The following is a 16,556-nucleotide window of genomic DNA, read 5'->3' on the forward strand; positions in this document are numbered from 1 at the left end:
CCCCAATCAGTTTCGAACCCGGTCGATTCAGTCGATCACGAGCCCCTGGCGTTCACCGGTTCGGCTTCACCGATGACCGGCGGCGCTGCGGTCCCGAGGTCGCCGAGGATCTCATCTCCGTGATCGGTCGTGTGCAGGAACGCCGGTGCGGTGTGATGGCCCCCGGGGCGCCCGCCTGCGCCATGCGCCATGGGCGCCATCGGGCTTCCCATCATCGGTGTTCCGGTCAGGCCCGCGCCGGTCCGCGTCGGCCCGAGCGCACGCGTGGCGTCCTCGCTCACCGGCGGCACCGGCGGTGCGGACCGGGCCGCGAGGGTCGTCGCACCCAGGGCTGAGGCACCGCCCGCGCCTCCACCACCGGCGCTGCCGCCGCCCGAGGCGTGTGTCAGGCCGGCGGCGGTCGGCATGATGGCCGGTGTCGCGGCCGCCGACGGATCACCGGCACCCTGCTTGGCGCCTGCGCCTGCGAGCTGCGATGCCAGCTGCGACGCCGTCTGAGTACCCTGCTGCGCGGCCTGGGTGACGCTGTTCATCAATCCGGAAAGGCCCTGGGAGCCACCGGATGACGACGCTGCGGCGGGTGCCGCGGACTTTGCGGCGCTGGTCGCGGCCGTGGTCGGCGCCTCGGTCACCGGTAACGCCCGGCCGGCCTCGGTGACCTGCGCGGTCTGGCCGGAGAGCTCGGACTGCAATTCGGTCATGGCCTCGACGGCCTGGGTCACGGCATCGGTTGCGGCGCTCACCACCGCCGCCCAACCCCACGGGAAGATGATGTTCGGGCCGATCGCGGCCAAGGTGGCCATGAACTGGTTGATGATCGCGATCAACCGGGCTTCGGTCTGACTGACGGCCGCGGCTGCCGCTGTCAACGAGCTGCGCAGGGCCTGCGCCTGCGTACTGAGGTCGGCGCCGTTCTTCATCGCGGCCACGGTCTTGGCGGCCGCGGAGGTGGCGCCCGCGCCCTCCCAGTTGCCCGCCAGATTGCCCATGGCGGTGGTGAGATCGCCCGACGACGCGTCGAAGGCCTGAGATATGCCTTGGAACATCGTCGTGGGATCGAGCGCCTGGAACATGCCGGTGCCCAGGGTGCCGAGGGCATCGGTGATCGGCTGGATGAGCGCGGTCGGATCCATCGGGCTGGAGGGCTGGGCCGGCGGCTGATCGGGTGCCGGTGGGCGCGGCTGTGCGGGATAACCCAGCTGCGCGAGAATCTCGTGGACCGGCCGGTTGAGGTACTCGTTGAGGTTCTGTTCCTGAGCCGCTATCGCAGAACTCGCATCGAAACCCGGTAGCTGCTGGGCAAATTGAGCCGTCGCATGGTCGGGCCTGGTTACCGTGACGATCGGCGCAGGAGTGGCACCCACAGCGATTCCTAGCCCGACGAGGTCGAATCGGCGGCGGTCAGGGCGGTCTTGGCGGCTGTCGTGGTGCTGCTGATGCCGGCATGAACCGCACCGACGAGCAGCGTGCCCGCCAGGTTGTTGGCCTGCGCGGGCCCGAACGCGGCCAGATAGGTGGCCCCGATCGGGCCTATCGCCACTGCCGCTGCTGTCAGCATGGCCGCCGAATCAGCCGACCCGGCAGTACTGATCAGCTCGCCCGCGCCGGCGTTCGCCGCAGCGAACGCGTCCATCCCCGCTGGGACAGCGGTCAAAGAAGAACTCACGCCAAAACTCCCCAAGTTTTGTTTCGTTCTGTGTGCGGCACGCACCATTGCAGAGGGCGGTGACAGGGTGACACCCGGTCTCGAAGTCTAGCCCGCACCAGTCACTTTGGCGAGGTATGACAGTTAAGCCCTTGTGCGCCAGATGAAGCGGTAATCCGGTTTGTACCACCACAGGATTCGGCCCACGGCAGCCGGCTGCGACGCGGCCGCACATGCGATCTAGATGGGGTTTCCGCCGGGATCACCCGACGGGTCGGCCCGCAATCGTTCGAACTCGAGCCGGAATTGTGCGATGAGTTGATCGCGCCGGGCCAACGCCGCTTTGGCCGCTGTCTGCCCAATGTTCACGATCAATTCAGATAACTCGTTGGGGCTCAACTGCGTTGCTGCACTGCCCAAGGTCAGGTCGGTCAGTGCACCCATGGCATCCACTTCCACCGACACCGCGCGGTTGCGGGTGGTGGCGCGGACGCGGATGGCGTCGCAATGATCGTTGAGGCTATGCAGTAGGTCGCGCTGCCGTGCGATGCGGGCGACGACACTGTCGGCCAGCCCCGTCACACCGACCTCAGCCAGCTGTCGGGAAGTACCTCGTCGTCGCGATCGGTCGCGGCCTCGGCGCGACGCAGGTCATCTTCGGTGGCCAGCTGCAGATTTCGGATGACGACGGGGTCGACATCGTGTGCCGACAACTCGCGCCGGCGGGCCACTTGCGCGCGCGCAGCGGCCAGTCGGCACAGCCCCAAGATCTCCTCGGCGAGCAGTCGCGGATCCTTGTTCATCTCGCGCGCGTCAATTTTGAGTGCCAGCGGCAGTCCGCGTTCGGTTGTGGTGACACTGATCCCGCCGGTGCGGGAGCGTGCAGACGGGAAATCCACCAGTGCGGCTCCTCGTGAAAGAGTTTGCTACTAGGCCAGATAACGGCGATTCGCGCCGGATGCTCCCGGCCCGGTCAATTCAGTACGATACCAATCGGGCGCCGATCTACGACGTGGAAGGACCGGAGGACGTTGGCCAATCACAATGGGGCGCCTGCCCAGCCGCCCTGGTTGCAGGGATACCGGCCGCGCTCCGACGCGACGCTGCCGGCGTTGCCCGCTGACGACTTTGTATCGGAAGTGCCGGTCAGAGGCGATTCCACTCAGGACTCGGAAGTTGCTGACACGGCTGTCAATTCGACCAACGGGCAGAGGGACAAAATTGACGCAGATTCCGAATTGGCGGCGCCACAACAGGATTCGTTTGTAGACTCGCACGACCCTGTCGAGGCGCGGGCCGCCGAGCTGCTGAATCTGCTGGGCCAGAACCGGCCGAGGGTTGACGAGCCCATCGATGAGGAGCCGGACCGGCCCGTCGACCCGCAGCCGAAGGACACGACGCACGAGCGCGCCGCAATCCCTCAGTGGGAAGTCCCGCGCTGGGAATCGGCCCCGTCGGGTCCCCCGCAGTACCCGTCGCAACATCACACGCTGCGTCCCCTCGATGAGGCTGCCATCGCCAACCGCGGCCGCTTCGCTCCGCGGTCCGGATGGCGTCGCGCTGTCTACCGAATGAGCGCGGGGCGCGTCAATCCAGGTGACTCGGCGCGAGACCGTCGGCGCGACGAGACGTACGCCCGTATCCGCCAACCCATCCGCGGTGATTTCCGCATCGCGGTGCTGTCGATCAAGGGCGGGGTCGGCAAGACCACGACGACCTTGGGTCTGGGATCGGCTTTCGCCCGGATCCGCACGGACCGGGTCATCGCGGTGGACGCCAATCCCGATCGCGGCACGTTGGCACAGCGCGTCGATGATCCGTCCCGGGCCACGGTGCGCGATCTCCTCAGTGATCCCAACATCACGCGCTATTCGGATGTCCGCGCCTACACCCGCATGTCGGAGAGCCGACTGGAGGTCCTGGGCAGTCCGATCGACCCGGCGATCTCCGAGGCGTTCTGCGAGGTCGATTACCGCCGCACGATCGACATCCTGCAGAGCTACTACAACATCGTGCTCACCGACTGTGGCACCGGCATCATGCATTCAGCGATGGCCGGGGTATTGGACCTGGCACACGCCATCGTGCTGGTGAGTTCGCCGGCCCTCGACGCTGCGCGCAGCGCTTCGGCAACGCTGGAATGGCTGACCCAACACGGCTATTCGGGCTTGGCACAGGAATCACACCTGGTGCTCAGCTCGGCGCGGCCCGGCGGATCGGCCGTGCATATGGAGAAAGTTCACGAGCATTTCCAATCCAGGTGCCGATCTGTTCACCTGATTCCGTTCGACTTCCATCTGGCCGAAGGTGGGGAAATCGACGTGGACTTGCTCAAACCCGCGACCTTCGAGGCGTATGTCGAACTGGCGGGGGCAATTTCGGAGAAGTTCGGCTTACTGCGGCCGAACTCCTGAACGACGACACAGTCAGGACACCATGAGTGGACGCACCCGAGACGCGCAACGGGTATTCGACGCCGGGGTTCTCTCGCTGGGAATTCCCATCAACGGTGTCGAGGCGGACCGCGACATCGACTACGCGAGACTCGCGTTCGCCCGGGCCACCGAATACGACCCCGACATGTGCGACGCCTGGCTCGGCCGGGTCGCCGCAGGCGAATCCAGTCCCGAGATCATCTACCACCTCTACCGCACCAGCACGCTGACCCTGTTTCGGGAGCAGCGCAGGCTCGGGCTGCCCGGCCGGGCGCTGGCCGGCCGGTTTCAGACCAACCTCTACATCGATTACGACCTGAGCTCGTTCACCGAGATCTGGCTGGCCTACGCCGCGAGCATGATCGCCGGCCAAGACTACAGCGAAGCCGAGCGAACACTCGACGAGCTGGACCGCATCCGCACCAGGATGCCCGGCGGTGACGCCAACTCCACCGAGATCTGCACCTACATCCGCGGTGTCCTGCACTTCCTGACCCAGCGGTGGCCCGACGTCCTTGTCGCCCTGGCGAATTCGTCAAGCTTCACTGACGAGTTCATCGGGGCCGGCGCCAACATGATGGTGGGCAGCGCCTGTGCGCAGCTGGGCTTGTTCGGCGAAGCGCTGCGCCGGCTCGAGCTCGCCGCGGCCGGTCCGATTCCTGCCGCACGGCAAGCCTCCGAATTCTGCCGCGCACTCACCTTGCGCGAGATGGGACGTGAGGACGATGCCAGGGCGGTGTTCGAACGGATCTACAGCGAGGATCCGAGTTTCACCGCGAACATCGCCGCGCTGCGCGACCCGAAGTACCGGCTCGTCATCACCGACCAGGAGACCATCGACTCGCGCACCGACAGGTGGGACCCGAGGTCGGCGCGCACCCGCGTCGAGATCGCCGAAGCGGACGCCGCCGACCGCCACGACGACTACCTGCGCCAGGCCCAGGAGGAACTCGACCGCCAGGTGGGGCTGGCCGAGGTGAAGACACAGGTCGCCAAACTGCGGTCGACGGCGAAACTGGCGAAAGTCCGGGAAGACAAGGGTCTGAGTTCGGTCCCGCGCAGCCTGCACCTCGCCTTCACCGGCCCGCCCGGCACGGGCAAGACCACCATCGCCCGTGTGATCGCCAAGATCTATTGCGGGTTGGGCTTGTTGAAGACCTCCTCGGTGGTCGAGGCCACACGCGCCGACTTCGTCGGTCAGCACCTCGGCAGCACCGCCATCAAGACCTCCGAACTCATCGATCGGGCGCTGGACGGGGTGCTGTTCATCGACGAGGCGTACACCCTGATCCAGTCCGGTCTGGCAGGCGGTGACGCGTTCGGCCGGGAGGCCGTCGACACGCTGCTGGCCAGGATGGAGGATGACCGCGACCGGCTGGTCGTCATCATCGCCGGCTACGACCGCGAGATCGATCGCTTCCTCGCGTCCAACGAGGGTCTGGCGTCCCGCTTTTCCCGCCGGATCCGATTCAACTCGTACACCGCAGGCGAGTTGGGCGACATCGCCCAGATGATCGCCAAGGCCCGTGACTCCGAACTCACCGGCGACGCCTACCAGGAGCTGATCCTGATCTGCCGCCAGTTGTGTGAGACCGAAGCGATCGACCAGACCGGAGTGGCCCGGCCCGCCATCGACATCGCAGGCAACGGTCGCTTCATCCGTAACGTCGTCGAATCCGCAGAGGAGGAGCGGGCATTCCGGCTCAGCGAGGATCCCGACGTGGATCTCGACGCCTTGAGTGAGGACCTGCTGATGCGGATCGAACTCGCAGACATGCGGGCGGCGTTGAAGAACGTGCTCGAGATGCACAAGGCCGGCGCATGACCCACGAATACGACGACCCGACCCGGCTGATCCCGCGCAACCTCGAGCAGGCGGGCACGTTCAGTCCCGACGACCCGACGCAGTTCATCGTCCGGCCCGTCGGCCCACCAGCCCGTTACACGCCTGTGCCGCCGGTCCCGTTGCAGACGCCGTTTGTCACTGGACACCATCCAGGCGCGATGGTCGGCCAACCGGTCGTGCCGGGCCCGGAGCACCTGCGGTTGATTGCGCCCGTGCAGCGGCGGCCGACGCGCGGGTGGCGCAAGTTGGTGTACGCGTTGACCGGCGGGGCGATCAATCCGGGTGAATCTCCCTATGAACGTAACCGGCGTGCTCTGGTCGCCCGGGTCAACCGGCAGGTACGCGGGGATTACCGGATCGCGGTCCTGTCACTGAAGGGCGGAGTCGGCAAGACCACCACCACCGTCGCGCTGGGTGCGACGCTGGCGTCGGTGCGTGGGGACAGGGTGATCGCGGTCGATGCCAACCCGGACTTCGGGACGTTGGCTCAGCGTGGGCCGGATCAGACCAGGGCCACGGTGCGCGATCTGTTGGCCGACACGTCAATCCGGCGGTACTCCGATGTGCGGGCATACACCTCGCAGAGTGAGAGCCGACTGGAGATCATGGCCTCCGAACGCGATCCCGCCGCCTCCGAGGCGTTCTCCGAAGATGACTACCGCCAGGTGATTTCGCTGCTGCAGCGCTTCTACAACATCATCCTCACCGACTGCGGTACGGGGCTCATGCATTCGGCGATGACGGGGGTTCTCGACGAGGCCAACGCCATCATCCTGGTGACGTCACCGGCCATGGACGGGGCCCGCAGCGCGTCGGCCACCCTGGACTGGCTGGCCCACCAGGGCTACGAACGCCTCGTCGCCAATGCGGTGGTCGTGGTCAGCTCCGCGCGCCCGGGCGCCACGTCGATGGATATCGAGCAGCTGATGCAATATTTCCAAAGTCGTTCACGTGCTGTTCATTTCATCCCGTTCGACGATCACCTGGCCGAAGGCTCCGAAGTGGTTCTGAGCTTGATGAATCGCAAGACGCAGGACGCGTTCATCGAGTTGGCGGCGACGGTGGCCGACGCGTTCAGCTATCGCGATCATGGCCAGTTCGTCCCGATCACCCCAGCCAGATGATGCACTGGAAGCGCTGCGACTGTTGCACGCCAAAAGAATCGGAGACTACAGTCTTCGCTAGCGCTGTGCCGGGCGATCCCGCCGCGACCGTCCGAAGACCAACCCAACTCAGTACCAATTCAACTCGGTAGGGGTCAGCTGTGACGTTGAAAGCGGATCTGGATCAAATGCGCACGGTCGCCGGGCATCTGGCGACGTTGGGTGCCGAGGTGACCGGGCTGAAATTCGGGCCCATGATGATGGGCACCGATTCAGCGGCACTGCAATCCGTCGGTGCCATGCAGCACATCCAGTACGACGTCCTCAACACCACGTTGATCCCGTCGTTCTCGGAGCGTCTCTCGGAGACGGGCGAGATCATGGTCAACTGCGCGGACAAGTTCAAGAACGCCGACGACACCAAGACCCTGGACATGGTGACCATGTTCACCAACGCCACCGGCAATTGGGGTGAATGACAGTGGGATTCACCAAATCCCAGGTCCAGAACATGGACCCCAACGTCGTTTCCAATATCGCGGCGGGCTGGGACAAGCTCGGTACGACGCTCGAGCAGAAGTTCGACTCGTATGTGTCCCTGGTGAAAAACACTGCCAGCGGCGGCTATTGGGAGGGTAAGGCGGCCGAGGCCGCGCAGAACCGGGCCGGCGACGACCGCAAGGTCGCCGTGAAGCTCGTCGACGAGTTGCAGGGTGCGGCCAAGACCGCGCGCGGCGTCGCCACCGACATCGGCACGGCCCGCACCAATGTGCTCAACAAGGTCGTCACCATCTCGGGGCAGCAGTTCACCGTCGGGGACAACTGGTCGGTGACCGACACCTCCGGCATCAAGGACACCGGGCAGCGCGCCGCGCTGGCCCGGCAATACGCCGGTGAGCTGACCACCCTGGTCAACGCGTTGGTCACGGCCGATTCCAACGGAGCCAAGACCATCAACGGGCTGGCCGCCAACCTGATCGCGAAGTTCACCAATCCGGCGTCGCTCAGCGGCCAGCAGGGCACCTCCGATGGTCAGGCCTTGCAGAGTGGGAAGATCCCGCCGGATGTGCTGCAGCGCCTCAAGGAAGCGGGCTCGCTGACTCCCGAGCAGCTCAAGGCGTTGCAATCCGGTGAGCCCGTGGACATTCCGGCGTCGCAGATGGAATACATAAACGCCCTGATGCGCTCCCTGGACGGCAAGTCACCCGAAGACATCGAGAAGCTGCTCAACTCGCTGCCCACCGATGCCCGCACGGGCATGGCCAACACGTTCCAGATCGCCTCCAACGGTCGCGTGACAGCGTCGGTCGAAGGCAACGTCGATGTCCCGACCAACGGCGGTTTCAACCTGCTGCCGCAGAAGATGCGCGACTCGTTGACCCGTAAAGACCTGGTGCAGTACGGATCCACCATGGCGGGCACCCAGAGCACCGGGTTCCCGATTCTCTTCAACACCATCAACGTCAACGGCGTCGGCACCAACCAGGCCATCGCCCGGATCGCGGGGATGGGCGACGCCAACATGCGGGCCGGCTCGAGCCTCGACGGCAAGGTCATGGATGTCGCGGGCCAGTATCTCGACGCGCAGGTGCGGGCAGAGACCGGTCCGAAGGACACGACGATGTTCTCCATCGACGGCCATGGCGCCGACCCGAAGAAGGAGCAGATCACCGAGCAGATGTTCCATTCGGTCGGCGACGACAAGTTCGCCGTCGCTGCGGCCATGAGCGATCCGCACACCGGTCAGCGGTTGGTCGGCGACATCTTCCAGCACGAGTGGCCCGACAACGGCAAGACGGTCTCCGAGTTGTTCCACACCACCGCCGACGATGCCGTCGCCAAGCCGGGTGACCCGGTGGACACCAAGAATGCGCAGCTGCACGGCCAAATCGCCGAAGCCACAGCCGATTACATGGCCGATCACAAGAAGGACCTGCTGCGGGTCCCCGGCTATCAGGACAAGATGTCGGCCGGTCAGCTCAATCCCGATCTGATGCGCAACCTCGCCGACGATCTGGCGCCGTACTACAGCACCTTCGCCGGCGCCGAAACCATCCCCGGGGTCCATCATTTCGACCATAAGAGCCAGTTGGCCAACATGTACGCGGTGCTGGCCAGCGATCCCGAGGCGGGCGTGAAGGCTGCGAGTTACACCTACGCGCAGGAGAACGCGCTCGCCGCGCAGTACGGCAGCGGCAACGGCGTGAGCACCTACGGTCAGCTCGCGGGGCAGATGCACAGCGCCGTGGTCGACGGGACGCTCGATGCGAAGACGACCATGGGTCAGAACGACGTCTACAACGCGCAGTGGCAGTACGCGGTGAACTCGGCGAACTTCGACACCGCGAAATCGGTGGCCACCACGGCATTTGACGCGGCCGGTATGAAACCGGGCAAGTGGGCCGTCGACATCATCGCCCCGCAGGCCAAGCTGGCGCTGATGGGCATCGTCGACCAGCAGGCCGTGACCAACCCCCAGAACGGCGTGCCGTACCAGCATGCGACCAACGAGGTCGACTCGAGCGTGACGATGCAGAACGTGCTCAACGGACTCGAGAGCAAGGATCCCGCCGTGGTCAATGATCCGGCGCTCGCGTCGCTGCGGGAGACCGAGCCCGACGGTGATGTGCACCTTGTGGTCCAGGGTTTGACCGAACAGGAACTGCTCAAGGATCGGTTGAAGGCCGCTTACGGCATCGACCTGGAGCAATGGACCAACGAGTACGACGTCGGGGCGCGCGCCGGAGTGATCCAGAGCAAGTCGGGCAAGTAACCCAGGCGTGACAGATCGGGCCGATTTCGTTACGGTCCGCGGTATGACTCGAGTGTCGTTGATCACAGGTGGTGCGGGCGGTATGGGCACTGCCACGGCCAAGGTCGTCGGCCGCGACCACGCCGTCGTCCTGTGCGATGTGCGGCAGGACAGGCTCGACACCGCGCTGGCTCAGCTCGGTGAGCTCGGGATCGTCGCGACCGCCGTCAACTGCGATGTCACCGATCGGCAGGCGGTGGACGAGCTCTTCGACACCGCCTCCGGGTTGGGCGCCGTCACCTCGGTGATCCACGCCGCAGGCGTCAGCCCCAGCATGGGCGACGGGGACTACGTGATGCGGACCAATGCGCTCGGCACGGTCAACGTCAACGAGGTGTTTTACGCTGCCGCTCGCGAGGGCGCCGCGATCGTCAACGTGGCGTCGATGGCAGCGCATCTGCTGCCCGAGGAACTGATCCCGACCGGGCAGTTCCCGCTGGCCCTGCGCGACGACGAGGCGTTCATGAGCGGCATGGCTGCCGCATGCGGGATCGGCGGTGAGCAGGCCCGCTCCGGGCTGGCCTACGCCATCAGCAAGAACTTCGTGAAGTGGTACAGCTCGTCGCAGGCCGAGCGGTTCAACGCCCGGGGGTTGCGCATCGTCTCGGTGTCCCCCGGATCGGTCGACACGGAGATGGGCCGGCTCGAGGAGCAGGCCGGTGCCGGCGCGATGGTCGCCGACGCCGCCGTGCCGCGCTGGGGCAAGGCCGAAGAGATGGCCGAGCTGTTCGCGTTCTGCGCAAGCGACCGGGCCGGCTACCTGACGGGCACCGACATCCTCAACGACGGTGGTGTGGTCGCTTCGGTGCGGGAACGAGCTCGCGTCGCCCGAGCCGGGTAGCGGCCACTCGAAAGACGTGCATTGCGAGCAGGTTTGACGGGCCGCACCGCGGCCACGCCCGATTGCGCCGCCGGTGGTCATCGTTTACGGACATGAAACTCTTTCGGCCTGGAGCAACCTGGCGGCCTGGGAGGTTCGGCGGTAGGTGGCTCTTCTGAGCAGATTGCTCCGACGCGTCTGGAGGTGCTGAGCTACTGACCAACTAGACTTTGGGGGTTGCCCGAGGTTGCTCTGGTCGCCCGGGCGTGCCTGACGAACGAGGATTAGATGACAGACACCACGTTGCCGCCTGGCGACGGCGCCTCAGACCGCGTCGAACCGGTCGACATCCAGCAGGAGATGCAGCGCAGCTACATCGACTACGCCATGAGCGTGATCGTCGGCCGCGCGCTGCCGGAGGTGCGCGACGGTCTCAAGCCGGTGCACCGCCGGGTGCTCTACGCCATGTACGACTCCGGCTTCCGGCCGGACCGCAGCCACGCCAAGTCCGCGCGTTCGGTTGCCGAGACAATGGGCAACTATCACCCGCACGGTGACGCGTCGATCTACGACACCCTGGTCCGGATGGCCCAGCCGTGGTCACTGCGCTATCCGCTGGTCGACGGCCAGGGGAACTTCGGCTCGCCGGGTAACGACCCGCCGGCCGCAATGAGGTACTGCACCACCGGTGATGCGCTGATCCGTCTGCCGATGGGTCACTCGGTGCGGATCGCCGACGTAGTCCCCACGGCGCGGCCGAACACCGAGCACGTGATCGATCTCAAGGTTGTCGATCGACACGGCAATCCGGTGGTGGCGGATCGGCTCTTCCATTCGGGCGAGCACCAGACCTACAAGGTGACGACGGCCGAGGGGTACACCGTCACGGGTACGAGCAATCACCCGCTGCTGTGCCTGGTCGATCTCGCGGGCGTGCCGACTCTCCTGTGGAAGCTGATCGAGGAGATTGGTCCCGGCGACCGCGTCGCCATCCAGCGCACACCGCCGGCTGAGTTCGGTCCTGCCGACTGGCACGAAACTCTGGAAGCACTGCTGCTGGGCGCATTTGTCAGCGAAGGTTTCGTGTCCGAGACTCGGGCGGGTTTCAACAATCTCGACCGGGATTTCTTCGAAATCGTTGTTGCCGCCTATGACGCTGTCGTGGGCGGGCCGAGGTATGTGTCGTCGCGGACCATCGCATCGGGGTCCACGCTGCACGAGCTCGATGTGCATAACCTGAAGGCGCTCAAGGCCTCCCGGCTCGGCGACATGCTCGGCCGGCGATCGGCAGACAAGGCCGTGCCGGAATGGTTGTGGCACGCGGCGACCGTGGTCAAGCGCGCCTTCCTGCAGGCCCTCTTCGAGGGTGACGGATCGTGCTCGGCATTGCCGCGCAACACGATCCAGGTCTCCTATTCGACGCGTAGTGACCGGCTCGCCAAGGACGTCCAGCAGATGCTGCTGGAGTTCGGGGTCGTGTCGAGCCGCTATCGGCACGCCACCGGTGAGTACAAGGTCGCGATCACCAACCGCGCGCAGGCGGAACTGTTCGCCGCACACATCGGCTTCGGTGGTGCCAAGCAGACCAAGCTGCAGGAAATCCTGTCGGCGCTGCCGGCGGCGGCCAAGGGTCTCGACGGCGATCATGTGCCCGGTCTCGGCGAGTTCATCCGCACTCATGGTGGCGGCCGCTGGGCCGACACGGAGTGGCTGAGCAAGCACAACATCGACCGACTCGATCGGTGGCGGCGCAACGGAGCCGAGATCCTCTCGCACATCGCCGATCCCGACGTCCGTGCCATCGCCTCTGATCTGACCGACGGCCGGTTCTACTACGCCAAGGTCGAATCGGTGACCGACGCCGGTGTGCAGCCCGTGTACAGCCTGCGCGTCGACACCGAGGACCACGCGTTCATCACCAACGGGTTCGTCAGCCACAACACAGAGGCCCGGCTGACCCCGCTGGCCATGGAGATGCTGCGTGAAATCGACGAGGAGACAGTCGATTTCATTCCGAACTACGACGGTCGGGTGCAGGAGCCGACGGTTCTGCCGAGCCGGTTCCCCAACCTGCTCGCCAACGGTTCGGGCGGTATCGCCGTCGGCATGGCCACCAACATCCCGCCGCACAACCTGCGCGAGCTGGCCGAGGCGGTGTACTGGTGCCTGGAGAACTACGAGGCTGACGAAGAGGCCACCCTGGCCGCGGTGTGTGAGCGCGTCAAGGGTCCCGACTTCCCCACTGCCGGTTTGATTGTCGGCTCACAGGGCATCGAGGACACCTACAAGACGGGCCGCGGGTCGGTCCGCATGCGGGGTGTCGTCGAGATCGAGGAGGACTCCCGCGGGCGTACCTCGATCGTCATCACCGAGTTGCCGTATCAGGTCAACCACGACAACTTCATCACCTCGATCGCCGAACAGGTGCGCGACGGCAAACTGGCCGGGATCTCGAACATCGAGGACCAGGGTAGCGACCGCGTCGGCATCCGAATTGTGGTGGAGCTCAAGCGCGATGCCGTCGCCAAGGTCGTGCTGAACAACCTCTACAAGCACACCCAGCTGCAGACCAGCTTCGGCGCCAACATGCTGTCGATCGTCGACGGTGTGCCGCGCACACTGCGGTTGGACCAGCTGATCCGGCTGTACGTGGACCATCAGCTCGATGTCATCGTGCGGCGCACCCGCTACCGGTTGCGCAAGGCCAACGAGCGGGCCCACATCCTGCGCGGTCTGGTCAAGGCCCTCGACGCGCTCGATGAGGTCATCGCGTTGATCCGGGCATCGGCCAACGCCGACGTCGCCCGGTCCGGCTTGATGGAGCTCCTCGACGTCGACGAGATCCAGGCGCAGGCGATCCTGGACATGCAGCTGCGCCGGTTGGCTGCTCTGGAACGTCAGCGCATCGTCGACGATCTCGCCAAGATCGAAGCCGAGATCGCGGACCTGGAAGACATCCTGGCCAAGCCCGAGCGACAGCGGGCCATCGTCCGCGACGAGCTGGCCGAGATCGTCGAGAAGCACGGCGACGACCGTCGGACCCGGATCGTTCCGGCCGACGGCGAGGTCAGCGACGAGGATCTGATCGCCCGTGAGGACGTGGTCGTCACGATCACCGAGACCGGGTACGCCAAGCGCACGAAGACCGACCTGTACCGCAGCCAGAAGCGTGGCGGCAAGGGCGTCCAGGGCGCGGGGCTCAAGGCCGACGACATCGTCAACCACTTCTTCGTCTGCTCCACGCACGACTGGATCCTGTTCTTCACCACGCAGGGCCGGGTGTACCGGGCCAAGGCCTACGAGTTGCCGGAGGCCTCCCGCACCGCGCGCGGCCAGCATGTCGCCAACCTGCTGGCCTTCCAGCCGGAGGAGCGCATCGCCCAGGTCATCCAGCTCAAGAGCTACGAGGACGCGCCGTACCTGGTGCTGGCCACCCGCAACGGTCTGGTGAAGAAGTCGAAGCTCACCGACTTCGACTCCAACCGGTCCGGTGGCATCGTCGCAGTGAACCTGCGTGACGGCGACGAGTTGGTCGGTGCCGTGCTGTGCTCGGCCGAGGACGACCTGCTGTTGGTCAGCGCCAACGGGCAGTCGATCCGGTTCTCGGCAACCGACGAGGCGTTGCGGCCGATGGGCCGGGCCACCTCCGGTGTGCAGGGCATGCGGTTCAACGAGGACGACCGCCTGCTCTCGCTCAATGTGGTCCAACCCGACACGTATCTGCTGGTCGCGACGTCGGGCGGGTACGCGAAGCGGACGGCGATCGAGGAGTACACGGTCCAGGGCCGAGGCGGCAAGGGCATCCTGACGATCCAGTACGACCGTCGGCGTGGCAACCTTGTCGGAGCGTTGATCGTCGATGACGAGACAGAGCTGTATGCCATCACCTCAGGCGGGGGCGTCATCAGGACCGCGGCCCGTCAGGTTCGCAAGGCCGGGCGGCAAACCAAGGGGGTCCGCTTGATGAACCTGGGTGAGGGCGACACACTAATTGCGATTGCGCGCAATGCCGAAGAGGAACCGGATGCGGAAGAAACCGAGTCCGGCGAGTCCTCTGAGACATAACGCAGCCGCCGAGGCACACCTGGCCCTCGGCCTGAGCTAAGGAGCTGTTAGGTGACTTCACCGAGCGAGCCGGGGTACCCGCGTACGGGCGACCGGCCCGGCAGCGGTACCAACGGCTCAGGAGCCGAGGGCGGGGGCGTCGGTAACGTGCCCCGGCCGACGGGCAACATCACCGAGACCGGTGAGGTGCCACCGTGGCAGCGGGGCAAGGCTGCCCGGCCCGCCGGGCAGCCTGCCGAGCCGCGTCAGGACGGTGGCCGCAGTTCTGGGAGCCACTCCGCCGGCGTCGAGGCGCGGTTGCAGCGCTTCGTGTCGGGCGCGGATGGGGTCGAGGTCGAACAGCCACGGCAGCGTCCTGAGCCGACGCGTCCGGAGCCACCCCGCGCCGAACCGCCCCGCTCTGAACCGCCCCGTACCGAGGCGCCTCGCCCCGATGCGTCGCGGTCGGAGCCGGGACGCACCGAGGCCTACGCCAGCGAGCTGCCGGACCTGTCAGGACCCACGCCGCGGTCCCCGCAACGCAAGTCCGCCGAGGCGCCTGCTGCGTCACGCGCGACGTCCGCGGGTCCGACCAGCCGCATCCAGGTCGCGAGCCGCACGTCGACCAAGGGACCCGTCCGGGCCAGCATGCAGATCCGCCGCGTGGACCCGTGGACCGTGCTGAAGGTGGCGCTGGTGCTGTCCTCGGCGCTGTTCTTCGTGTGGATGATCGCCGTGGCGTTCCTGTACCTCGTGCTCGGCGGTATGGGCGTCTGGAGCAAGCTCAACAGCAACGTGGGCGATCTGCTGACCAGCAGCGGCGGCAATGCCGGCGGCGAGCTCGTGTCCAGTGGCACGATCTTCGGCGGAGCGGCATTGATCGGCCTGGTGAACATCGTCGTGCTGACGGCCATGGCCACCATCGGAGCGTTCATCTACAACCTGACCACCGACCTCGTCGGCGGCGTGGAGGTGACGTTGGCCGACCGGGATTGATCCGGTTTGGGAGACGGGGCATCGGTACGGTAATCTCGTCGCTCGGTCGTCCCCAATAAGGGCCTATAGCTCAGGCGGTTAGAGCGCTTCGCTGATAACGAAGAGGTCGGAGGTTCGAGTCCTCCTAGGCCCACGGAACCGGCATTGCCGGTCGTGTCGGTACTGCCCAACCGGAGGTCCACCATGAAGTTGGTGTTGGCACTCGCGGTGGCAGCTGTGGCGGTGATCGTGTGGCGATCCCGACACGGCGCAGAGGTGTGGCACCAGGCGGCAGAGCCGTCCTGATCCCAGGCACGGGGCCTTAGCTCAGTTGGTAGAGCGCTGCCTTTGCAAGGCAGATGTCAGGAGTTCGAATCTCCTAGGCTCCACAACCTTTCATTCGTCAGTCGCGAAATCATTTGCGCTGGAACGTCTTCAGCAACTTCCCAGGAATCGGTGAGGACGTTGCTAGGGTCGGCTCATATGAGCTACAGCCAGAGAATTGTCACAGCCCTGGCCGCGCTTGTGGTGTGCAGCGCGGCCGCGTGCGGGAGTCAGACCACCGAACAGGCGCCGACGAGCACCAGCCCGGCGACATCGTCGTCCAGCGCGAAGCCCGCCGCCCCCACTCAACGCACCGCCCCGGCCGCGCCGGGCTCGACGGTCCCGATGATGCCCAACCCGAACGGGGATGGCTCGATGGTGCCGTGTGAGGGCACGATCTGCACGAATCCGAATCACGGTGCGGGTGACGATCCTGCCGGCAACGGGGGTGCGGTGATGCCGAATCCGAACGGAGACGGGTCCGCGGTGCCGTGCGAGGGGACCATTTGTACCAACCCCAACCACGGTGCGGGTGACGACGGCAACGGATAA

At 65.9% G+C, this 16,556-nt stretch carries 11 protein-coding genes, 2 tRNA genes and 2 pseudogenes; 11 read left to right on the forward strand and 4 right to left on the reverse strand.

The window, feature by feature from the left end; translation table 11 throughout:
* Window positions 1-35 precede the first annotated feature (35 nt).
* The 4 genes from BST13_RS11835 to BST13_RS11850 form a co-directional block, all read right to left on the reverse strand.
* A complete protein-coding gene (locus BST13_RS11835) occupies window positions 36-1,364 on the reverse strand; it encodes a WXG100 family type VII secretion target (protein ID WP_083164011.1) in 1,329 nt (442 codons plus the stop codon).
* 8 nt (window positions 1,365-1,372) lie between these two features.
* The gene (locus tag BST13_RS11840) at window positions 1,373-1,666 is read right to left on the reverse strand and encodes a hypothetical protein (protein WP_083164016.1); all 294 of its coding nucleotides are present in this window, start codon (window positions 1,664-1,666) and stop codon (window positions 1,373-1,375) included.
* Window positions 1,667-1,885: 219 nt separating this feature from the next.
* Entirely contained in the window at window positions 1,886-2,227 is a 342-nt protein-coding gene (locus tag BST13_RS11845; RefSeq protein ID WP_083164018.1) for a hypothetical protein, read from the reverse strand.
* Window positions 2,224-2,544, reverse strand: coding sequence for a hypothetical protein (locus BST13_RS11850; protein WP_245839527.1), 321 nt, complete (start codon window positions 2,542-2,544; stop codon window positions 2,224-2,226). The genes BST13_RS11845 and BST13_RS11850 overlap by 4 nt, the downstream gene beginning before the upstream one ends.
* A gap of 597 nt (window positions 2,545-3,141) precedes the next feature.
* Between BST13_RS11850 and BST13_RS11855 the strand changes: the two are divergent.
* From BST13_RS11855 to BST13_RS11905, 11 genes and pseudogenes are all read left to right on the forward strand, one after another.
* Window positions 3,142-4,059, forward strand: a pseudogene (locus tag BST13_RS11855) (MinD/ParA family ATP-binding protein); the annotation flags it as partial.
* Between the two features lie 22 nt (window positions 4,060-4,081).
* Window positions 4,082-5,905 carry a type VII secretion AAA-ATPase EccA gene (eccA, locus tag BST13_RS11860; protein WP_083164022.1) on the forward strand — a complete coding sequence of 608 codons (1,824 nt, stop codon included), beginning with the start codon at window positions 4,082-4,084 and terminating at the stop codon, window positions 5,903-5,905.
* A gap of 62 nt (window positions 5,906-5,967) precedes the next feature.
* A pseudogene (locus BST13_RS11865) lies at window positions 5,968-7,050 on the forward strand (MinD/ParA family ATP-binding protein); the annotation flags it as partial.
* Window positions 7,051-7,190: 140 nt separating this feature from the next.
* Window positions 7,191-7,508, forward strand: a complete 318-nt coding sequence (locus BST13_RS11870; protein ID WP_142282771.1) for a hypothetical protein — start codon at window positions 7,191-7,193, stop codon at window positions 7,506-7,508.
* A gap of 2 nt (window positions 7,509-7,510) precedes the next feature.
* Window positions 7,511-9,802 (forward strand): TPR repeat domain-containing protein, encoded by a 2,292-nt coding sequence (locus BST13_RS11875; protein WP_083164028.1) that lies wholly within the window; start codon window positions 7,511-7,513, stop codon window positions 9,800-9,802.
* Window positions 9,803-9,845: 43 nt separating this feature from the next.
* Complete coding sequence (locus tag BST13_RS11880) at window positions 9,846-10,682, forward strand: SDR family oxidoreductase (protein WP_083164030.1); 837 nt, start codon at window positions 9,846-9,848, stop codon at window positions 10,680-10,682.
* 267 nt (window positions 10,683-10,949) lie between these two features.
* Window positions 10,950-14,726, forward strand: coding sequence for an intein-containing DNA gyrase subunit A (gene gyrA, locus BST13_RS11885; RefSeq protein WP_083164032.1), 3,777 nt, complete (start codon window positions 10,950-10,952; stop codon window positions 14,724-14,726).
* A 51-nt stretch (window positions 14,727-14,777) separates the two neighbouring features.
* Entirely contained in the window at window positions 14,778-15,701 is a 924-nt protein-coding gene (locus tag BST13_RS11890; RefSeq protein WP_083164034.1) for a DUF3566 domain-containing protein, read from the forward strand.
* Between the two features lie 59 nt (window positions 15,702-15,760).
* Window positions 15,761-15,834 (forward strand) — tRNA-Ile (locus BST13_RS11895).
* Between the two features lie 162 nt (window positions 15,835-15,996).
* Window positions 15,997-16,069: transfer RNA gene (locus tag BST13_RS11900), tRNA-Ala, on the forward strand.
* Between the two features lie 94 nt (window positions 16,070-16,163).
* Entirely contained in the window at window positions 16,164-16,556 is a 393-nt protein-coding gene (locus tag BST13_RS11905; RefSeq protein ID WP_083164036.1) for a hypothetical protein, read from the forward strand.

This window comes from Mycobacterium aquaticum (assembly GCF_002086485.1).
Classification (GTDB): Bacteria; Actinomycetota; Actinomycetes; order Mycobacteriales; family Mycobacteriaceae; genus Mycobacterium; species Mycobacterium aquaticum.